Source organism: Streptosporangium sp. NPDC051023, assembly GCF_040689595.1.
Classification (GTDB): Bacteria; Actinomycetota; Actinomycetes; order Streptosporangiales; family Streptosporangiaceae; genus Streptosporangium.
In genome coordinates, this window is the sequence record NZ_JBFBCE010000027.1 from 37,197 (window position 1) to 57,291 (window position 20,095).

At 69.6% G+C, this 20,095-nt stretch carries 19 protein-coding genes; 17 read left to right on the forward strand and 2 right to left on the reverse strand.

The genetic code is table 11. The features are described 5' to 3' along the window. Positions 1–12: 12 nt before the first annotated feature. From AB0395_RS19380 to AB0395_RS19435, 12 genes are all read left to right on the forward strand, one after another. The gene (locus tag AB0395_RS19380) at positions 13–612 is read left to right on the forward strand and encodes a flavoprotein (protein ID WP_366282306.1); all 600 of its coding nucleotides are present in this window, start codon (positions 13–15) and stop codon (positions 610–612) included. A gap of 228 nt (positions 613–840) precedes the next feature. Further along, positions 841–1,368 (forward strand): hypothetical protein, encoded by a 528-nt coding sequence (locus AB0395_RS19385; RefSeq protein WP_366282308.1) that lies wholly within the window; start codon positions 841–843, stop codon positions 1,366–1,368. 173 nt (positions 1,369–1,541) lie between these two features. Next, a complete protein-coding gene (locus tag AB0395_RS19390) occupies positions 1,542–2,390 on the forward strand; it encodes a hypothetical protein (RefSeq protein ID WP_366282310.1) in 849 nt (282 codons plus the stop codon). Between the two features lie 184 nt (positions 2,391–2,574). Next, on the forward strand, positions 2,575–4,674 hold the full coding sequence (locus tag AB0395_RS19395) for a glycosyltransferase family 2 protein (RefSeq protein WP_366282311.1): 2,100 nt from the start codon (positions 2,575–2,577) through the stop codon (positions 4,672–4,674). A gap of 69 nt (positions 4,675–4,743) precedes the next feature. Beyond that, positions 4,744–5,796, forward strand: coding sequence for an energy-coupling factor ABC transporter permease (locus AB0395_RS19400; protein WP_366282313.1), 1,053 nt, complete (start codon positions 4,744–4,746; stop codon positions 5,794–5,796). Continuing rightward, entirely contained in the window at positions 5,796–6,584 is a 789-nt protein-coding gene (gene cbiQ, locus AB0395_RS19405) for a cobalt ECF transporter T component CbiQ (protein WP_366282314.1), read from the forward strand. The genes AB0395_RS19400 and cbiQ overlap by 1 nt, the downstream gene beginning before the upstream one ends. Next, entirely contained in the window at positions 6,581–7,312 is a 732-nt protein-coding gene (locus AB0395_RS19410; RefSeq protein ID WP_366282316.1) for an ABC transporter ATP-binding protein, read from the forward strand. The genes cbiQ and AB0395_RS19410 overlap by 4 nt, the downstream gene beginning before the upstream one ends. A 320-nt stretch (positions 7,313–7,632) precedes the next feature. Next, the gene (locus AB0395_RS19415; protein WP_366282317.1) at positions 7,633–7,986 is read left to right on the forward strand and encodes an STAS domain-containing protein; all 354 of its coding nucleotides are present in this window, start codon (positions 7,633–7,635) and stop codon (positions 7,984–7,986) included. A 33-nt stretch (positions 7,987–8,019) separates the two neighbouring features. Next, entirely contained in the window at positions 8,020–8,793 is a 774-nt protein-coding gene (locus AB0395_RS19420) for an SDR family NAD(P)-dependent oxidoreductase (protein ID WP_366282318.1), read from the forward strand. A gap of 9 nt (positions 8,794–8,802) precedes the next feature. Next, positions 8,803–9,567 carry a crotonase/enoyl-CoA hydratase family protein gene (locus AB0395_RS19425; protein WP_366282319.1) on the forward strand — a complete coding sequence of 255 codons (765 nt, stop codon included), beginning with the start codon at positions 8,803–8,805 and terminating at the stop codon, positions 9,565–9,567. A 145-nt stretch (positions 9,568–9,712) separates the two neighbouring features. Next, positions 9,713–10,357, forward strand: coding sequence for a rhomboid family intramembrane serine protease (locus AB0395_RS19430; protein WP_366282321.1), 645 nt, complete (start codon positions 9,713–9,715; stop codon positions 10,355–10,357). Between the two features lie 109 nt (positions 10,358–10,466). Then, on the forward strand, positions 10,467–11,324 hold the full coding sequence (locus AB0395_RS19435) for a UTRA domain-containing protein (RefSeq protein WP_366282323.1): 858 nt from the start codon (positions 10,467–10,469) through the stop codon (positions 11,322–11,324). Positions 11,325–11,439: 115 nt separating this feature from the next. Here the strand turns inward: AB0395_RS19435 and serC are convergent, their stop codons facing one another. Both serC and AB0395_RS19445 read right to left on the reverse strand, forming a co-directional pair. Beyond that, entirely contained in the window at positions 11,440–12,549 is a 1,110-nt protein-coding gene (gene serC, locus AB0395_RS19440) for a phosphoserine transaminase (protein ID WP_366282325.1), read from the reverse strand. Between the two features lie 203 nt (positions 12,550–12,752). After that, positions 12,753–13,859 carry a citrate synthase 2 gene (locus tag AB0395_RS19445; RefSeq protein WP_366282326.1) on the reverse strand — a complete coding sequence of 369 codons (1,107 nt, stop codon included), beginning with the start codon at positions 13,857–13,859 and terminating at the stop codon, positions 12,753–12,755. Between the two features lie 168 nt (positions 13,860–14,027). Here AB0395_RS19445 and pdxH point away from each other — a divergent pair, with 168 nt between their 5' ends. The 5 genes from pdxH (at position 14,028) to AB0395_RS19470 (ending at position 20,056) form a co-directional block, all read left to right on the forward strand. Next, positions 14,028–14,681, forward strand: a complete 654-nt coding sequence (gene pdxH, locus AB0395_RS19450; RefSeq protein ID WP_366282328.1) for a pyridoxamine 5'-phosphate oxidase — start codon at positions 14,028–14,030, stop codon at positions 14,679–14,681. 59 nt (positions 14,682–14,740) lie between these two features. Further along, positions 14,741–15,988, forward strand: coding sequence for an MFS transporter (locus AB0395_RS19455; protein ID WP_366282330.1), 1,248 nt, complete (start codon positions 14,741–14,743; stop codon positions 15,986–15,988). Between the two features lie 159 nt (positions 15,989–16,147). Continuing rightward, complete coding sequence (locus AB0395_RS19460; RefSeq protein ID WP_366282332.1) at positions 16,148–16,852, forward strand: iron dependent repressor, metal binding and dimerization domain protein; 705 nt, start codon at positions 16,148–16,150, stop codon at positions 16,850–16,852. A gap of 120 nt (positions 16,853–16,972) precedes the next feature. Next, on the forward strand, positions 16,973–19,201 hold the full coding sequence (locus AB0395_RS19465) for a SpoIIE family protein phosphatase (RefSeq protein WP_366282333.1): 2,229 nt from the start codon (positions 16,973–16,975) through the stop codon (positions 19,199–19,201). 81 nt (positions 19,202–19,282) lie between these two features. After that, complete coding sequence (locus AB0395_RS19470) at positions 19,283–20,056, forward strand: alpha/beta fold hydrolase (protein WP_366282334.1); 774 nt, start codon at positions 19,283–19,285, stop codon at positions 20,054–20,056. Positions 20,057–20,095 lie beyond the last annotated feature (39 nt).

The following is a 20,095-nucleotide window of genomic DNA, read 5'->3' on the forward strand; positions in this document are numbered from 1 at the left end:
AGACTTGTCCCCATGAGTCTCTCCCCGTCCTCCTCCTCGTCCGCGTCTGCGCAGGCTCGGCCGAGAGGCGTCCTTTATGTGATCGTGTGCGCGGCGGGCGCAGCCCCCGGTGTCGCAGGCCTGATCACGATGGCCCGGGAGGTGGGGTGGGCCGTCCAGGTCGTCGCCACTCCTTCGGCGCTGGGTTTCGTCGACGTGCCCGAGTTGGAGAGACTGTCCGGGCGTCCCGTCCGGAGCCGGTACCGCAGGCCGGACGAGCCGAAGCCTCCCAGGGCCGACGCGATCGTCGTCGCCCCCGCGACCTACAACACCGTCAACAAGTTCGCCCAGGGGGTCGCCGACACCTATGCCCTCGGCCTGCTCGCGGAGGCCCCGGGCCTGGGCATCCCGGTGGTCGTCGTGCCCTTCGTCAACGCCGCCCTCGCTTCCCGGCTTCCGTTCCGCCGCAGCGTCGAGACGCTGTGCGCGGAGGGGGTCCGCGTGCTTTTCTGCCAGGTGGAGCCCGACCCCCGCGCCTCCGACCCGGGAGACGGCCACCAGGGCGGCGCCCCGGATCCGTGGCGGGCGGCGCTGGACGAGATCGAGGCGCTACGTGTCGCGGAAGGCGGATAGGACAGACCGATGCGGCAGAACAAATAACACAAGAGGCGAAGGATAAGGATTTTTTCCCTTCCCAAAAGGCTCCGCATTTAGCCGCAATTACGGACACATGCCTACAAGGCGCTCGCTAGGGCGAGAACACGACCTCCACGGAGCTTGCACTCCACGTTGTCTCATAACTACTATCAGTGAAAAAGATCTTGGGGGGGATCTTGTATGTCACTGATCTTCATGTCAGCAGTGTCCAGAATCAAACCGTTCCTGATGTCTCTGGTGGTCGCGGGGGCGACGGTCGGAGGGCTCTCTTGCCAGGTGTCGCCGGCCATGGCGGACGCCGACGGCGATAGCACGGTGGCGAACGTCCAGGTGGGCCTGTCGATCACGCTGAGCGATCTGACCGACTCGTTCATCCTGCAGGGAAACCCCGGTGAGACGGTGTCGACCGGCACCGGCCTGCCCGTCACGATGAGGGTGACGACGAACAACTTCGCCGGTTACACCGTCACCGTCCAGCCGGCCGCGGCAGCCCTCGTCGGGGCGATCGCCGGCAACACCGACACCGTCTCGTCGAGCCTGCTGCAGGTCCTCGGGCCCGCCCAGACCAACTTCACCGCGCTGGACTCCGCGGCCCCCTTGGAGGTGGCGCGCAAGGGCACGCGGTCGGACCCGGACGGCGACATCATCACCAACAGCTACCGGATCACCATTCCCTTCGTCCGTCCTGACACCTACAGCGGCACGCTCAACTACGTCGCGACCACCCTGTAACCCGTTCTCTTTCGTCGATCACTCATCCAACGAGCGCAATGGGGGGCTGCGCAGTGGCCGGAAGGCTTCAGCGCATAATCGTCGCATCTCTTGCGATAGGTGGCGCGGCACTGACGGTGGGCCCGGAAGCGTCGGGGCTGTCAGGCGCAGCCCCCAAGCCTGACTTCTCGCTGATGGTGAGTCCGACGCGCCTCATCGTGGGGCCCGAGCATCTCGACCAGGCTCAGACGTTCCAGGTCACGAACCGAGGACGGTTGCCGGTCGACATCGTGGTGAACAAGGCGAGCTTCACCATGGGCCAGGACGGGAAGATGGTCCTCGACGAGGACGCCCCCTACTCGGCGGCCGACTGGATCGAGGTCAGCCCGGCGGACTTCCATCTGGCTCCGGGGCAAGGGCGGCCGGTCATCGTGCGGATCGACCCTCCGGAGCAGCCGGACAACGGCGAGCACCAGGTCGCGGTGCTCTTCGTGGCGCCTCCCGGCTCCGAGACCGGCGCCGACAACATCAAGCTCAACCGGGCGATAGGCACGCCGATCTACGTCACCGTCCCCGGGCCCGTCGACACCTCGGTGCGAATCGGCGGCCTGCGCTCCTCGGCGTTCGCGATGAGCGGTCCGGTGGAGTTCGGCGTCACCGTCGACAACCCGGGCACCGTGCACCGTGACTTCTTCGGGAGCGACGGCCTGAACGTCGAGGTCAACGGGGAGAAGGTCCCCTTCCCCGACTTCACCGTGCTGCGCGGGACCAGCAGGGACATCACCGTCCGCTGGACGGATCCGCCGCTGATGTGCATCTGCCACGCCAAGGTTTCGCTCTCCGGATCGGCGGGAGTGTCCAGCCGGAGCGCCACCCTGGTGATCTTCCCCTTCCACCTGGCCGGGCTGCTGCTGGGCATGGTGATCGCGCTCTACCTCCTCGTACGGCTGGGCCGCCGCCGCTACCAGGCGCATCTGCTCGGCGCGGCCAAGTCGCTGCGCGACTCCGGCGAGGACGGCCCCCGGCGGGACGGCGAGGCGTAGGCGGACCGGGGGCGCGGCTGTGCGTTGCCCGAAAAAGCCATACCAACCTGGTGTTTTCCACTGGTCGCAGTGAACTCGGAGTGAAGGCGGAGAGACGAAGAAAGTGGATCGGCCCCGCGCGGGCGCTTCTTCGTCACATACTGAAACGCTACGTAACTTTGAGTGACCGACGAGGGGCACGGCGGTGACGGGGACGATCCTTCAGCCAGTCCGCACGGGGCAGGGCGGCCAGATCACGCGGGCAGGCTGGACCGCGGGGGAGTGTGAGGCCGAGAGGGAAGGCGAGGTTGCGGGGGAGGGGCACGGGGCCGCGCGGGAAGAGGCGAACCGCCCCGACATAGACGTCAGTGTGATCGTTCCCGTCTACAACTGCCGCACCTACCTCGACAGGTGCCTGACCTCGCTGCTGGTGCAGCGGGTGAGCAGGGAGATCGTCGTTGTGGACGACGGCTCGACCGACGGCAGCGCGGAGCTGCTCGACCTCTACGCCTCCTATCATCGCGGCGTCATCCGGGTCGTCCGTCTCGAGCACGAGGGCGGCGCAGGGCGTCCCCGCAACGTGGGGCTCTCCCACGCCCGGGGCAAGTACGTGTTCTTCTGTGACGCGGACGACTATCTCGGTTCTGAGGCGCTTGAGCGGATGCTCGCGATGGCGGAGCGCAACGGCTCGGACATGGTCCTCGGGAAGATCGTCGGGCACGACCGCAGGGCCCCCGCCTCGATGTTCCGCGAGAACGCGGAGCGGGTCGCGCTGGGCGACAGCGCCGTCTACAACAGCCTGAGCTGCTTCAAGCTGTTTCGCAGGGAGATGCTCGAACGGTACGCCATCCGCTTCGACGAGACGCTGCTGGTCGGTGAGGACGTGTTCTTCACCACCCACGCCTACTGCCACGCCGGGGTGATCTCGGTGGTCGCCGACTACGACTGCTACCACCTGGTCGCCAGGCCGGACGGCAGCAGCATCATGCAGCAGCCGGGCAGCCGCGACCCGGTCTCCTGGCTGCGGATGATCAAGGGCTCGATCGAGCTGATGGTCCGTCACGTGCGCCCGGGAGCGCTCCGCGACCACCTGCTCAGGCGTCACTTCAGGATGGACGCCCTCAGCAACCTCGGCAGGCCGTTCCTTGAGGCGGAGGAGGTCCAGCGCAAGGAGATCGCCGCCGAGGTGGCCGACATGTGCGAGCGGTGGCTGACCGACGGGGTCCGTGACCGCCTCAACCCCATCGACCGCGGTCGCATCGCCGCCCTCCAGGACATCGACCGTCTGGTACGGCTCGCGCACATCGAGTCGGCCGTCGTCCGCAGGGAGCTGACCGAGCTCCACTGGGGCCAGGAGGGCGGCCTGGTCGTCGCGGGCAGGGTCGCGCTGGGCGCGCTGGAGCGGGGCGATCGTCCCGAGCTCGTCGCGAACGGCCTCAGCCTGGTGCTGCGGCTGCGCAACGGCGGCGCGGAGCGGCGTGACGGCACGGGTGGTGCCGGGCGGCCAGGGGCGGGCGGTGCCGGGCGGGCCGGGGCGGGCCAGGGCGGTGTGAGCCAGGGCGGTGTGGGCCAGGGCGACGGGGGCCCGCGCGGGGGGACAGGGCGCCCCGTCGAGCTGGTGCTCCCGGTCACCGGCGACCACGAGGGGTTCACCGGCGTCGTCGACGTCGCCAGACTGCCCTCGGGGGTCTGGGACGTCTATCTGAACGTCGAGTGCGATGGCGTGACCCGTCTCGCGAGGCTCGGCGCCGACCGCGACGGGCGCATCGTCCAGCCGGTGCCCCGCGTGATCGGCGGCGTCGTCGCCCTGCCGTACTTCACCAGGCCGCACGGCAACCTCAGCCTCGACGTCGGCGGTCACGTGGTGGCCGTCCCCGGCAGCGTGCGGCTGACCCGCGCCCGCTGGGCGATCGGGCACAGGCTGGTGCTCGACGGGGAGGTCAGCGTCGGCGCGGTCACGCCGGGCGTGCGCGCGGTGCGCCACCTGGTGTGGCGGGAGCGGTGGTCGGGACGGGAGCGGCGCGAGCCGGTCGAGGTCGAGGCGGGGGGCGCGTTCGCCGTCAGACAGGCGCTTGGCAGACTGGGACCCGGCACCTGGGACGCCTACCTGGAGTTGGATCTGGGCGGGCCGCCCGCGCGCTTCAGGATCGAGGCGGCGGCGGAGACGATCGCGCCACCGCGCACCTGGTGGCGCGGGCTGGTCAGGCGCAACGTCAGGCCCTACGCGACCGCGGGCAAGGGGAGGCTCAGCACGGTCGTGCGCACCTTCACCCCCAGGTCGTTCGTTCGGCGGGTCTTCCGTTAGTTGCCACTCTCTTGCAAGTGCAAGCTGATGGCCTAAAGTGGGAAGGATTTCGCACTTCGGAGGCTTGTCGTGCACGTACCCGATGGCTTTTTCAACGCAGCCGTTTCAATCTCGGCCGGGGCCGTCGCGGCCGCCGGTGTGGGGGTCTGCCTACGTGGCGCCCGCAGAGAGCTCGACGACAGGACCGCGCCCATGGCGGGCCTGGTCGCCGCCTTCATCTTCGCCGTCCAGATGCTCAACTTCCCGGTCGCGGCGGGCACCAGCGGGCACCTGCTCGGCGGCACGCTCGCCGCGATACTCGTGGGCCCGTACACAGCGGTGTTGTGCGTCGCCGTCGTCCTGCTCGTGCAGGGCTTCTTCTTCGCCGACGGCGGGCTGACCGCGCTGGGGGTGAACATCACCCTCATGGGCATCGTCGCGATCGTGGCAGGCTGGACCGTCTTCCGCCTGGTCGCGGGCAGGGCGCGTGGCAGGGGCACGGTGGTCGCGGCCTCCTTCGTCGCGGCCCTGATCTCCGTGCCCGTCGCGGCGCTCGCCTTCGCCCTGCTGTTCTGGATCGGCGGAACCGCGCCCATCGAGGTCGGCACGGTCGCCGCCGCCATGGGTGGCGTGCACGTGCTCATCGGCATCGGTGAGGGCCTGATCACCGCGGTCACCGTCAGCACCGTGCTGGCGGTCAGGCCCGACCTGGTGTACGGCGCGCGCGGCCTGACCGCGCCGCTGGTCCTGCGGGGCGCGGACGGCGACGCCACGGTCACCCGTGAGGCCGGCCTTCCCACGACCAGTGTGACCCCCGTCGCCCCGCGGCGCCTCGGCTGGTTCCTGCCCGCGGGCATCGTGGTCGCGGCGCTGCTGGCGGGGATCGTCAGCTTCTACGCCTCCTCCTCGCCCGACGGCCTGGAGCGGGTCGCCACGGACAAGGGCTTCATCGGGCAGAGCGCGGAGCACGCCCTGGCGGGCCAGCCGCTGGCCGACTACGGAGAGGCGGGCGGCATCCCGGTCGGGATCGCGGGCCTGATCGGCGTCGGAGTGACCCTCGCGGTCGGCGGCGGGCTGTTCTTCGCGGTGCGGCGCCGTACCGGGCGTGCGGGGGCGTCCGCCAGGGACGAGGTCTCCGCGTAGTGGGAGCGGGCCACAACCACCAGCTCTACCGGGCGGGCGACACTCTCGTCCACCGGCTGCCGCCACAGTGCAAGCTGGCCGCGGTCGCGGCCTTCGCGCTGGTGGTCGTGGCGACCCCGCGCGAGTGGTTCTGGGCCTTCGGGCTCTACGCCGTGCTGCTGGCCGTGGTCGCGCTGGCCGCACGTGTCCCGCTCGTCTTCGTGCTGCGGCGGATGGTGATCGAGCTGCCGTTCGTCGTGTTCGCGGTCGCGTTGCCGTTCATCGGGCTCGGTGAGCGCGTGCCCCTCCTGGGGGTCTCGCTCAGCGTCGAAGGGCTCTGGTCGGCCTGGAACATCCTGGCCAAGGCCACGCTGGGAGTGGTCGCGAGCGTGCTGCTCGCGGCCACGACCGAGCCGAGGCTGATGCTGCTGGGCGCGCAGCGGCTCAGGCTGCCGCCGCTGCTGGTGCAGATCGCCATGTTCATGCTCCGCTACATGGACGTGATCGTCGACGAGATGCGCCGGATGCGGGTGGCCAGGGAGTCGAGGGGGTTCGTCGCCAGGGACGTGCGGCACATCCCGGTGATCGCCAGGTCCGCGGGGGCGCTGTTCATCCGCTCGTACGAGCGCGGCGAGCGGGTGCACCTGGCGATGCTCAGCCGGGGCTACAGCGGCTCGATGCCGGTCATTCAGGACCTGTCCGCGTCGTCGCGTCAGTGGCTCACAGCGGGTATGTTGCCCGGCGCGGCGCTCGTGGTGCTGCTCGGGACACTGTGCGGGACACTGCTCGTGAACGGGGGCTTGGCATGACATCCTCGCTTGAGGTGCGTCGTCTGGCGTACGCCTATCCGGATGGCACGCAGGCGCTGTTCGGCGTCGACTTCGAGATCGGGCGCGGGGAGCGAGTCGCGCTGCTCGGCCCGAACGGCGCGGGCAAGACGACGCTCGTGATGCATCTCAACGGCATCCTGACCGCGGGACACGGCACGGTGACCGTGGCCGGGCTCCCGGTCGGCAAGAAGTCGCTCAAGGAGATCCGCAGGCGGGTCGGGCTGGTCTTCCAGGACCCCGACGACCAGCTCTTCATGCCGACCGTCAGGGAGGACGTCGCCTTCGGCCCGGCGAACCTCGGGATCGGGGGCGAGGAGCTGGAGCGCAGGGTGAAGGGCGCGCTGGACCGCGTCGGCATGCTGGAGGCGATCGACAGGCCGCCGCACCACCTGTCCTTCGGTCAGCGCCGCCGGGTGGCGGTGGCGACGGTGCTGGCCATGGAGCCGGAGATCCTGGTGCTCGACGAGCCGTCGTCGAACCTGGACCCGGCCTCCCGCCGCGAGCTGGCCGAGATCCTCAGAGGGCTCGACGTGACGGTGCTGATGGTCACCCACGACCTGCCGTACGCGCTGGAGTTGTGTGACCGGGCGCTCATCCTGTCCGGCGGGGTGATCGCCGCCGATGGGCCGACCAGGAAGATCCTCGCCGACGCGGACCTGCTCGCCGCTCATCGGCTCGAGCTGCCGTACGGCTTCGCACTCCGGTAATCAGGACATCCTTCGCAATATCCCGCATATGTGGCGACACGCCGAGATCTAGATTTATATGCCCTCTGACACGTGTTATTTATGATTTTTCCGGTATAAATCGGCGTGGTGTGGAGGCGGGAACGGTGGGAAGAGGGGGACGAGGGCCCGCCGGGCCAGGGCAACCCCGGTTTCACATGCCGCGATTTCGAACGGGGCGGGGGCGATATGTGGTGTTCGTGGCGCCACCTCCCCTGCGTGCTAATGATCATAGAGTTGCAGGTCCTCACATACGGTGATGGCGAAGTAAAGTGGGTCTGCCTCATGGGCGAGGAGGACTGATGAAGCTACGGCTGGCTCGCCGTGCCGTCGGTGACGCCGTGGTGGTGGCCGTCGAGGGCGAACTCGATCTGTTCACCGCGCCTTTTCTGCGGGACGAGGTCCGTGACGCCATCAAGCTCGACGGCGCCCGGCTGATCCTCGATCTCACCGCACTCTCGTTCATGGACTCCAGCGGCCTTTCCGTGCTCATCGAGGCGTGGCGGCTGGCCACGGGGGAGGGGGGAGGGGTCAGCCTGGCCGCCCCCCAGCCTCCGGTGGCCAGAATCCTGCGCACCACGGGCCTCGATCGGCGCATCAAGGTCTATCCGGACGTGGGCAGCGCCGTCGGGGAGATCTACCCCACCCCCGAGTAGAACTTCATTCGGTAGCCGCGTTAAAGTCCGCTCATGGACCTGAACGGAGCAGCAGCAATCATCTCTGGCGGTGCCAGCGGCCTCGGCGAGGCCACGGTTCGTGACCTCGCCGCGCACGGTGCGACCGTGATCGTCGCGGACCTCAACGAGGAGCGCGGCAAGCCCCTCGCCGATGAGATCGGCGGAGTTTTCGTCAAGACCGACGTGTCCGACGAGCAGCAGGTGCAGGCGGCGGTCGACGCCGCCGTCGCGACCGGCAAGCCACTGCGTGTCGTGGTCAACAGCGCGGGCATCGGCTGGGCCAACCGTACGGTCAACCGTGACGGCTCGCCGCACGACCTGGCCTCCTACCGCAAGGTGATCGAGGTCAACCTGATCGGCACCTTCAACCTCATGCGCATCGGCGCCGCGGCCATCGCCAAGACCGAGCCGGTCGACGAGGACGGCCAGCGCGGCGTGGTCGTCAACACCGCCTCCGTGGCGGCGCTCGAGGGTCAGACGGGTCAGGTGGCCTACTCGGCGTCCAAGGGCGGCATCGTCGGCATGACCCTCCCGGCCGCGCGCGACCTGGCCGCCGTCGGCATCCGCGTCAACACGATCTGCCCCGGCATCATCGACACCCCGATCTACGGCTTCAACGCCAACGCCGAGGAGTTCAAGGCCAAGCTCGTCGCCCCCGTCGTCTTCCCCAAGCGCATGGGCACGCCCGCCGAGTTCGCCCACCTGGTGCGCTCGCTGATCGAGAACGACTACATGAACGCCGAGACCGTCCGCTTCGACGGCGGCATCCGCTTCCAGCCCAAGTAGGAGGCATCGGTGTCTGACGAGGTTCTGGTCGAGATCGACGGCGGCGTCGCCATCATCACGATCAACCGCCCCCAGGCGAAGAACGCCGTCAACGGCGTGGTCGCCAGGGGCATCGCCGCGGCGCTCGACGAGTTGGAGGAGCGCGGGGACGTCGCCGCGTACGTCCTGACCGGAGCGGGCGGCACCTTCTGCGCGGGCATGGACCTGAAGGGCTTCCTGAAGGGTGACCTCCCGTACGTCGAGGGCAGGGGGTTCGGCGGCATCGCCGAGGCGCCGCCGAAGAAGCCGATCGTCGCCGCGGTCGAGGGCTACGCCCTGGCCGGGGGGTTCGAGCTGGCGCTGGCCTGCGACATCATCGTGGCCGCTGAGACGGCCGTGTTCGGGCTGCCCGAGCCCAAGCGCGGCCTGGTCGCGGCGGCCGGAGGCGTGATGCGGCTGCCCAGGCGGATCCCGTACCACGTCGCGATGGAGATCGCCCTGACCGGCGACCACTTCCCGGCCTCGAGACTCCACGAGGTCGGCCTGGTCAACCACGTCACGCCCGCGGGCGAGGCGCTGGCCAGGGCGGTCGAGCTGGCTCGGCGGATCGCGGGCAACGCCCCGCTGGCGCTCGCCGCGACCAAGCGCGTGATCGTCGAGTCCGCGGACTGGAGCGGGGAGGAGATGTTCCGCAGGCAGGCGGAGATCATCGACCCGGTGTTCGGCTCCAAGGACGCAATGGAGGGCGCGGCGGCCTTCGCGGAGAAGCGCGCTCCCGTCTGGAAGGGCGAGTAGCCCCACAGCAGCTTCGCGCCGGGTGCGATCGAAGTGATCGCACCCGGCGCGTTTCCTGCCCGAAGTGCGTACGGTAAAGGTGTGGACAGGTGCGGCGGGGGCACGTGACGTCCAGTCGACCGCTCCGAGGGCGCAGGAGAGTGCATTGAACGACCACGGGACCCGCATCCCCCCGACCGAGCGGTCCACGGGCGAGCGGCTCAAGCGCAGCGCGGGAAACCTGGCGGCGGGCGCGGCGGGCGCCGCCATGCTCGTCATCGTCCTGGTCGCGGGCATGTGGGCGATCGAAATCGCCGACTACGTGCTTCCCGGTGACTTCAACGAGTACGGCATCAGGTCGTGGAACGTCGAGGGTCTGGGCGGCATCTTCCTGGCGCCGTTCCTGCACGCGGGCTTCGGCCACCTCATGGCCAACTCGTTGCCCCTGCTGATCCTCGGCTTCCTCGCCGCGCTGCGCGGGCTCGGCCGCTTCCTGCTCGCCAGCCTGATCATCATCGTGATCAGCGGTCTCGGCGTCTGGTTCACCAGCTCGCCGTACGTGGTCACGGTCGGCGCGAGCGGGCTGGTCTTCGGCTACTTCGGCTTCGTGCTCGCCAGGGGCCTGTTCGATCGCCGCATCCTCGACATCCTCATCGGCATCGGCGTCGCGGTCGCGTACTACTCGATCATCTGGGGTGTGCTCCCCGGCGAGGCGGGCATCTCCTGGCAGGGACACCTGTTCGGGCTGGTCGGCGGCATCCTGGCGGCCTGGGTCCTGCGCCGCAAGCGCGAGGCCCTTCCGGCCTACTGATCGCGATCCCGCGTCGCAGGCGTGAGACCCTTCCGGCTCGCCGGCGTTCTTCTTTAGGGGCGCTAAAGTTGTCCGACGACCGTCGATGTGAGACTGGGAGACGGACACCGTGCACGAGAAACCGCTGGACGACTTCGCCGCCATCGCCGACCCGGTCGAGCGCGCCCAGTCGATCAGCCACGCCATGGCGGACAGGCAGGAACTGGTCGCCGAGCTGGCCCGGCTGCGTCGCGCGGCCATCATCGAGGCGCGGGCGGCAGGGGTCAGGCAGGACGCGATGGCACGGCGGCTCGGGGTGACCCCGGGACGGGTGTCACAGATGGCCTCTGCCGGTGCCAGAGACGCCACAGAGGGACTTTGGGCGGAATCCCAGAATGTAGCCGACCCTTCCCCTCGGAGGGGGCGTGAGGCCCGCAGAGGGCCCCGGGTGGTGGTGCGGCGCGCGCTGCCGACGGAGCCCGCCGTGCGCGCTTCGGCGTCGCTCTTCATGACCGAGGCCGCCGCGCAGGGGGTCCGGCCGGGGCGCAGGATGCTCGGCGTCGGCCGGGAACCGGCCGCCGACCACGTCGCGACCGCGTTGCGCGTCGAGCCGGGCTCCGAGGTGCTGGCCCGCAGGAAGCTGCTGCTCGCCGACGACGTTCCGGTACGGATCGCGACCAGCTACTTCCGCCTGGACGTTTTCGCCGGCACACCGATCTGTGACCCCGACTTCGTGCGGCCGACCCTGCAGGCCGGGATCGAGGCCCTCGGCCACCGCTTCGGCCACGCGGAGGAGTACCTGGTGGCCCGCTCGCCGACCGGGTTCGAGGCCGGGACCCTGCTGCTCGACCCCGGCGAGTGGATCGTGCAGGTGCTGCGTGCGAGCTACGGCGACGACGGCACGCCGGTCCACACGCTGGAGACGATCTGCGCGGCCTCCCGCCATGTCTTCCCCATCACCCAGGTCACGGGCGCCGACGAGTTCTGACTGTCCGCCGTTCCGCGGCCGGGCGGTCCCGGTGCCGATAGGGCGGGCGGTGACATGCTTGCGGCCCGGCGCCTGTGGGCGGCACCGGGCCGGTAGAACGTTCCCAACGGGAAGGTCAGAGGCGCTCGACCACGTGGTCGATGCACTTCGTCAGGGCCTCGACGTCATCGGGGTCGACGGCCGGGAACATCGCGATGCGCAGCTGGTTGCGGCCGAGCTTGCGGTAGGGCTCGGTGTCCACGATGCCGTTGGCGCGCAGGACCTTGGCGACCTCGGCCGCGTCGACCTCGTCGGCGAAGTCGATGGTGCCGACCACGTTCGAGCGGAACTCGGGGGCGGCGAACGGCGTGGTGTAGGAGGTCTTCTCCGCCCACGTGTAGAGCCGCTGGGCCGAGTCGGCGGTGCGGGCGGTGGTCCAGGCCAGGCCGCCGTTGCCGTTCATCCACTCGATCTGGTCGGCCAGCAGGAACAGCGTGGCGACCGACGGGGTGTTGTAGGTCTGGTCCTTGACGGAGTTGTCGATCGCCACCGGCAGGCTGAAGAACTCGGGGACGTACCGGCCGCTGCCGGAGATCTCCTCGACCCTGGCCAGCGCGGCCGGGGACATCAGGGCGAGCCACAGGCCGCCGTCGGAGGCGAAGCTCTTCTGCGGGGCGAAGTAGTAGACGTCGAACTCGCTCGCCTCGACGGGCAGGCCGCCCGCGCCCGAGGTGGCGTCGACCAGGACCAGCGAGCCCTCCTCGCCCACCCGCTTGATCGGCATCGCGACGCCGGTCGAGGTCTCGTTGTGGGTGAGCGCGTAGACGTCGACGCCCTCCTCGAGGCGGGCCTCGGGGTGGCTGCCGACCTCGGACTTGATCACGGTCGGCTCGCCGAGCCACGGGGCCTTCGCCACGACGGAGGCGAACTTGGAGGAGAACTCGCCGAAGTGCAGGTGCTGCGACTTCTCGCGGACGAGCCCGAAGGCGGCGATGTCCCAGAACGCGGTGGTGCCGCCGTTGCCGAGGACGACCTCGTATCCCTCGGGGAGGGAGAACAGCTCCCGCAGGCCGGCGCGGACGCGCCCGACGAGCGACTTGACGGGCTTCTGGCGGTGAGAGGTGCCCAGCAAGCTGGAGCCTGAGGCGGCCAGAGCCGAGAGCTGCTCAGGTCGCACCTTCGAGGGCCCGCAGCCGAAACGACCGTCGGCGGGCTTGATGTCAGAGGGAATCACGATGTCAGCCACCTGACCAGCCTACTGAGCCCGCCGTTCCCTCCAACCCGGGGTCCGGATTTTGAGACAGGCGTGGCGTTCCCGGCGAGACTGGAAAGTCACTCAATGCGGCTTTGCGGGGGATTTGTGAACGCGAAACGAAGGGGATGGGGACGCGCGAAACGGCTGTCGCGCGAGGGGGTCGCGCGACAGCCGTACAGGCACGGTCGGGTGAATCAGAAGGAGTCGATGACCTCGGCGGCGCCGGGGACGTCGTTGATGGAGCGCTGGGGCGGGCCCACGTAGTTGGCGCTGGGGCGGACGAGCCTGCCCGTGCGCTTCTGCTCCAGGATGTGGGCAGCCCAGCCCGCGGTGCGGGCGCAGGTGAACATCGAGGTGAACATATTGGAGGGAACTTCGGCGAAATCCAGGATGACCGCGGCCCAGTACTCGACGTTGGTGGCGAGCACCCGGTCGGGCTTGCGGGCGTGCAGTTCGTCGAGGGCGGCCTGCTCCAGGGCAGCGGCGACCTCGTAACGCGGGGCGTTGAGCTCCTTGGCGGTACGGCGGAGCACGCGCGCCCTGGGGTCCTCGGCGCGGTAGACCCGGTGACCGAAGCCCATGAGACGCTGGCCGCTGTCCAGCTCCTGCTGGACGTACTTCTTGGCGTCGCCCAGCTTCTCGACGCCTTCCATCATGTGCAGCACGCGGGCGGGGGCGCCCCCGTGCAGCGGGCCGGACATGGCGCCGATCGCACCGCTCAGCGCCGCCGCGACGTCGGCGCCGGTGGAGGCGATGACCCGGGCGGTGAAGGTGGAGGCGTTCATGCCGTGCTCAGCCGCGGACGTCCAGTAGGCGTCGATGGCCTTGACGTGCTTGGGGTCGGGCTCGCCCCGCCAGCGGACCATGAACCGCTCGACGATGCTGTTGGCCTTGTCGACCTCACTCTGCGGGACCATCGGCAGGCCGAGGCCACGCGCAGACTGGGCGACGAAGCTGAGGGCGGTCACGCTGGCGCGCGCCAGGTCGGCGCGGACCTGCTCCTCGTCGATGTCGAGCAGCTGGCGGAAGCCGTACGCGGGGGCCAGCATGGCCAGCGCGCTCTGCACGTCGACGCGGATGTCACCGGAGTGGACAGGGATGGGGTACGGCTCCGCCGGGGGAAGACCCGGCTGGAACTTGTTGTCGACGAGCAGGCCCCACACGTGTCCATAGGAAACGCGACCGACCAGCTCTTCGATGTCGACGCCCCTGTAACGGAGGGCGCCCCCCTCTTTGTCCGGTTCCGCGATCTCCGTCTCGAAGGCTACTACGCCTTCGAGCCCGGGTTTGAAGTCGGACATTCTCGGCCGCCTCCCTTTCTTGAAGTCAAAGCCTTGATGTCGAGATACCGGCGGGTCTTATTCAACCCCCTTGGGCGCGGTGGTGTGCCGCCGGACCCGCCAGAACGCGATCGTCCCAGGTGGGGGCGGTGCGCATGCTCTCCGTCAAGCACGGGAGAATACCTTCCCGTGGATGCCACCTCGCGCCCGCCTTCGCTCGCCGGGCTTCGCCGCACCTACGAAGGTCTTCCTCTGCTTGAGGAGGACCTCGCATCCGACCCCGTCTCCCAGTTCGCCCGGTGGTTCGCCGACGCCGTGGCCGCCGAGCTTCCCGAGCCGAACGCGATGATCGTCGCGACGTGCTCGGCGGGCGGCAGGCCCACGGCCAGGACCGTTCTGCTGAAGGGCTACGACGAGAACGGGTTCGTCTTCTACACCAACTACGAGTCGCGCAAGGGCCGCGACCTCGCGGAGAACCCGCGAGCCAGCCTGCTGTTCCCCTGGCACTCGATCCGCCGTCAGGTCAGGATCGAGGGACAGGCGGTACGGCTGTCGCGGGAGGAGTCCGCCGCCTACTTCAGGTCCCGCCCCTACGGATCTCGCATCGGAGCCTGGGCCTCGCGGCAGTCCGCCGTCGTGCACTCCAGGCAGGAGCTCGACGACCGCTACGCGGAGTTGGCCGCGCGCTGGCCGGAGGACCCGCCGGTTCCCGACTTCTGGGGCGGGTTCCGGGTCGTGCCCTCCGAAGTGGAGTTCTGGCAGGGGCAGCTCGACCGCATGCATGACCGCCTCCGTTACCGTCGCTCGGGAGCCTCCTGGACCGTCGAACGCCTGGCCCCCTGACACCGCTACCCGGCCAGTACTGATATATCCCCATATGTCCGGCGGGCTGAGGGGGATGTGTGGCGTTCGGGAACTTCGTACGGCGACTCGCGGTGGACACCAGTCCACTGCGGGTCCCGGCATACCGGCGGCTCTGGACGGGGCAGGGTGTCTCGTTCATCGGCTTCCAGCTCACCTCGGCCGCGGTCAGCGTGCAGATCTACGACATCACCAAGTCGTCGTTCTGGGTCGGCATGCTCGGCCCCGCCAACCTGATCCCCCTGGTCGTCTTCGGCCTGTGGGGCGGGGCGGTGGCCGACGCGGTCGACCGGCGCAGGCTGCTCCTGACCGGCTCGTTGATCGCCTGGACCGCGACACTCGCGCTGCTGGCCCAGGCGGCCCTCGGCGTGGCGAACATCGGCCTGCTGCTGGCCACCATCGCCGTGCACGCCACCGGGTTCGCCATCACCGGGCCGACCAGAGGGGCGATCATCCCCAGGCTGGTCTCCGCCGAGCTCGTTCCCGCGGCCAACACCCTGAACTTCCTGGTGGCCAATCTCGGCACCGTGGTCGGCCCGCTGGCCGCCGGGGTCGTGCTCTCCCAGGGCGGCGTCGCCGTCGCCTACCTGCTCGACGCGGTGCTGTTCGGCGCGGGCTTCTACGCCGCGTTCCGGCTGCCGCGCCTCGAACCGGTCGGCGAGGTGACCCGTCCCGGCTTCCGCTCCGTCGTGGACGGCCTGCGCTACATCTCCGGCCACCCCGTGGTGATGATGTCGTTCGTCGTGGACATCATCGCCATGGCGTTCGCACTGCCGAGAGCGCTGTTCCCCGAGGTCGTCGCCGAGCGGTTCGGCGGCTCGCCGCTCGCGTTCGGCTGGCTCCTGGCGAGCATCTCGATCGGCTCGGTCGCGGGCGGCCTGCTGTCCGGCTGGGTCGGCCGGGTCAAGCGCCAGGGCCTGGCCCTGACGTTCGTGATCGCCGCCTGGGGGGTCAGCGTGGCCCTGGCGGGGCTGGCGGACCAGCTGTGGCTGATGGTCGCCCTGCTGGCGCTCGGCGGCGCGGCCGACCTGGTCTCCGCCGTGTGGCGGCAGACGATCCTGCAGACCCACGCGCCCGACGACATGCGCGGGCGGATGCAGGGCGTGTTCATGGTCGTGGTCGCGGGCGGTCCCCGTCTGGGCGATCTGCGGGCCGGTGCGACGGCTGTCTGGTTCGGCGCGACGGCCGCCTGGGTCGGTGGTGGGATCGCGTGCGCGGTCGTGGTGCTCGCCGTCGGGCTGGCCGTACCGGCGTTCCGGAGTTACCGCGCTGCCGTACGTAGCGTTTGAGCAGGTTGGGAAGGATTTCGCTGCCTCAGATGTTGCCGTCCTTGGCCGCCGTGGGTGGATCTCACAATAGGGTCGGAGTCAGAGGACTTTCCGGTCCCGCGCTGCCCTTCGGGGAGGACACCGCGACGGACCCTGGAACGAGGTAGGACGGGAGGAGCTTTGACCGCACACGGCCTGATCGACACCACGGAGATGTACCTCCGCACGATCTTCGAGTTGGAGGAGGAGGGGATCACCCCTCTCCGTGCGCGAATCGCCGAGCGGCTTCAGCAGAGCGGTCCCACCGTCAGTCAGACGGTGGCCCGTATGGAGCGCGACGGCCTGGTCAGGGTCGAGGGAGATCGGCACCTGACGATGACCGATCTGGGCCGCACGCTCGCGACGCGCGTCATGCGAAAGCATCGCCTCGCCGAGTGCCTGCTCACCCAGGTGATCGGCCTGCCCTGGGAGGAGGTGCACATTGAGGCATGCCGCTGGGAGCACGTCATGTCGGAGTCCGTTGAGGCCAGGCTGGTCAGCCTGCTGAACAACCCGACGGAGGACCCGCACGGCAACCCCATCCCGGGGCTGGAGGAGTTGGGCGTCGCGGGCCTTACGGGCGGTGCCTGGCAGTCCCTGCCCTCGATGGCGGCTCTGGCCGGACCCAGGGATATACCCGTTGTCGTACGCCGAATTAGCGAACAAGTGCAAAGTGATCCGGCTGTGATGCTTAAACTCAAGCAAGTTGGGATACAACCCGGACGCGAGGTGACGCTCGCGGCGAGCGACGACGGTGTGCGGGTGACAGGTGACGACGAGGCGGAGAATACTCTGGCGGATCTTCCGCGAGACATCGCCGCGCACGTTTTCGTCTCCACCCGATGACCAAGACCCCTCTGCTTGGTTGAATTCCCCCCGGGAGACCCTCCACTCCCCTGCCGAGACCGCAGCAGGAGCAACCGTGGTTCGCTTTGCGCACAGCCGTCCTCAAGGGGTGGTCACCGGATGAAACGGTGGGGGGATCTCTCACAGGACGCCGCCGACCACCTTTCGGCAAGCTCGGTCCTCGACCATGCCGAGATGGCGGTGGTCGTCACCGACCGTTTCAGCAACGTCGTCTACTGGAACCCCTTCGCGGAGAAGCTGTTCGGCAGGCCGGGGCCGTCGGCCCGGGACCAGTCGCGCTCTCTCGGCATCATGGAGAAGGACCACCCGCTCGCCATCGAGCTCGCCAAGCACGTGCTCAAGGGCGGCGTCTGGGAGGGCACCTTCGACGTCAAACGCGGAGACGGCACGATCATCTATGTCCGGGCCCAGGCGGTGCCGCTCCGGCACCAATCGGGCTCGGTCACGGGCATTGTCATCACCGCCCGCGAGGCGATGCGCAGCAATGAGCGGGAGAAGGACCGTTACGGCCTGCTCGAGCGGATCGGCGAACGCCTCGCGGGCTCGCTGTACGTCGAGGAGACGCTCAAGCGCGTCGCCGAGATGCTCGTCCCGCAGTTCGCCGACCACTGCTTCATCGAGCTGATGGACGGCGGCAGGCTGATCAGGAAGGTCTCCAGCCACGTCCAGGGCTGGAGCCCGCCCCCCAACACCTGGGCGCCGCTCGGCGCGGAGATCAGCTACCCGGCAGGGCACTACGCCGACATCGCGCTGCGGCGCCAGGAGACGATCCTCGTCGAGGACTTCTCCCAGACCAACTACCCGAGCCCGGGGGAGGGCAGCACCCGCCTCGCCGCGGAGATCGGGATGACCTCCGCCATCGTGGCGCCGCTGTGTGTGCGCGGCGAGATCCTCGGCCTGATGTACCTCGGCCTGTCCAACCTGACCGACCGGCGCAGCCCGCACTACGACGCCTTCGACCGCGACTTCGTCGGGGCCATCGCCACCCGGGTCGCGCTCGCGGTCGACAACGCGCTGCTGTTCGAGGAGGAGCGGCACACCGCCGAGTCCTTCCAGAAGAACCTGCTGCCGCCCGCGCCGCTGCCGGAGCTCGACGGCCTGGAGATCGCGGTCCGCTACTACCCCGCCGCGCCGCTCGCCTCGCACGGCCAGGGCATCCAGACCCAGGTCGGCGGCGACTGGTACGACGTCATCCCGCTGTCCGCAGGTCGGGTCGGCATCGTCATCGGCGACGTCGAGGGCAGGGGAGCGAAGGCAGCCGCCGTCATGGGCCAGCTCAGGGCCGCGCTGCGGGCCTTCGCCCAGGACGACAAGCCGCCCGCGGAGATCCTCGCCAGGCTCGACGACTGGACGCACAGCATCGCAACCCCCGAGTGGGACGACAGCGGCGCCGACATCAGCGTCCCGCCCATCGTCACCTGCCAGTACCTCGTCTACGACGCCTGGTCCCGGCAGCTGTCCTTCGCCAACGCCGGGCACGCCCCGCCGTTGCTCCTGGTCGACGGCACCTGCACCGAGCTGGAGATCGAAGAGGTCGGTAAGCCCCTCGGGGTCCGGGCCCGCGGCATAAACGCCGACCTGGTCTACAAGGAGGAGACGCGGACGCTGCCCGCGGGGGCCGCGCTGCTGCTGTACACCGACGGCCTCGTCGACCGCCGTCCCCTGCGCGACGCCGACGGCAAGCCGCCGAGCGACGAGGAGACCCTCGCGACGCTCTTCGGCAAGCTGATCGAGATCTCCGAGGACTCGGTCGAGAACATCGCGGACGCCGCGACGGTCGCGGTGCCCGGCGAGATCGACGACGACATGGCCATCCTGGTCGTCAGGTCCGCCCGCGACGAGCTGGACGTCGAGGAGCGCACGTTCCCCGCCCAGCCGATCATGGTCGGTGAGGCCCGCAGGATGGCGGCGGAGGCGTTCGGCGGCTGGAACGTCCCCGAGGAGCGCGCGGAGCTGGCCTGCCTGCTGGTCTCCGAGGTGGTCACCAACGTCGTGCTGCACGCAGCCAACGCCAGCGTCCCGCGCCGCGACCTGGTGATCGACACCACGACCCCCATGACGTTCGACGAGTCCTGGGACATCCCCGGCTTCGAGGACGAGGTCATCAGCGAGAAGGAGTTCACCCTCAGGATCCGCAGGGGCGGTGAGTCGGTCTGGGTCGAGGTCTTCGACCAGGACCTCCGCCTTCCCCGCATCCGCAGCGCGGGGGAGAACGACGAGGGCGGGCGCGGCCTCTACCTCGTCGACCAGCTCGCCAGACGCTGGGGCTCCCGCCCGACCAGGGAGGGCAAGGCCGTCTGGTTCGAGATTCCCACCAAGTCTCGCTGACCCCTTTCGCCCGTTGCGACGGCACGCTTTCCCCGCCCGGTCGTCATAGAAGATGCCCGCGCTTGGTGCTTCACTCGTGGCATGGATTTGGCCTTCGAACGTCGCGGGACAGGAGAACCCCTGGTCCTGCTGCACGGAATCGGGCACCACTGGCAGGCGTGGTCGCCGGTGCTCGACCGGCTCGCCGCAGAGCGGGACGTGATCGCCGTCGACTTCCCCGGCTTCGGCGCCTCCCCGCCGTTGCCGCCGGGCTCGCCGTACACGGCGGAGACCCTCGCCGACGCGGTCGAGTCGTTCTGCGCGGTGCACGGCATCCGCGAGCCGCACGTCGCGGGGAACTCCCTGGGCGGCTACGTCGCCCTCGAACTGGCCTCAAGGGGCGTGGTCCGTACGGCGACCGCGCTTTCCCCCGCCGGGTTCTGGAACCGGAGTGAGCTGGTCTACGCGCGGGCGGTGCTCAGGGCCGTCAGGGCGTCGGCGACGGCGCTGACGCCGGAACGGGCCGCGGCCGTCATGGCGGACCCGCTGGGCCATCTGATCTCGGCGGGCATGCTGGTCGCGCACCCGTCCAGGCTCTCCACAGAGGCGCTGCTGGCGTCCAGTCACGCGATGCGGGAGGCCCCGGGGTTCGACGACACCCTCGACTCGTTCGTCTGGCTGATGCCCCCGGCCCCGCCGAAGGCGCCGATCACGATCGCCTGGGGCGAGCGTGACCGGCTGTTTCCGCGGCGGCAGGCCGTACGGGCCGCCAGATGGTCGGGGCAGCGGGTGAAGCTGCTGCGGAGGTGTGGGCACCTGCCGATGAGCGATGCCCCGGAGCTGGTGGCGGAGGTGCTGCTGCGGGGGTCCCGATAACGGCGGCCTACGGCGCGACCTCCGCCCCGCCCCCGGTAA

What these genes read in the sequence shown, in the direction of transcription:
- AB0395_RS19380 (WP_366282306.1), top strand. Translation starts at nt 13, where the DNA reads ATGAGTCTCTCCCCGTCCTCCTCCTCGTCCGCGTCTGCGCAGGCTCGG.
- AB0395_RS19390 (WP_366282310.1), top strand. Translation starts at nt 1,542, where the DNA reads ATGGTGAGTCCGACGCGCCTCATCGTGGGGCCCGAGCATCTCGACCAG.
- AB0395_RS19410 (WP_366282316.1), top strand. Translation starts at nt 6,581, where the DNA reads ATGACATCCTCGCTTGAGGTGCGTCGTCTGGCGTACGCCTATCCGGAT.
- AB0395_RS19415 (WP_366282317.1), top strand. Translation starts at nt 7,633, where the DNA reads ATGAAGCTACGGCTGGCTCGCCGTGCCGTCGGTGACGCCGTGGTGGTG.
- AB0395_RS19420 (WP_366282318.1), top strand. Translation starts at nt 8,020, where the DNA reads ATGGACCTGAACGGAGCAGCAGCAATCATCTCTGGCGGTGCCAGCGGC.
- AB0395_RS19445 (WP_366282326.1), bottom strand. Translation starts at nt 13,859, where the DNA reads ATGTCCGACTTCAAACCCGGGCTCGAAGGCGTAGTAGCCTTCGAGACG.
- AB0395_RS19465 (WP_366282333.1), top strand. Translation starts at nt 16,973, where the DNA reads ATGAAACGGTGGGGGGATCTCTCACAGGACGCCGCCGACCACCTTTCG.
- AB0395_RS19470 (WP_366282334.1), top strand. Translation starts at nt 19,283, where the DNA reads ATGGATTTGGCCTTCGAACGTCGCGGGACAGGAGAACCCCTGGTCCTG.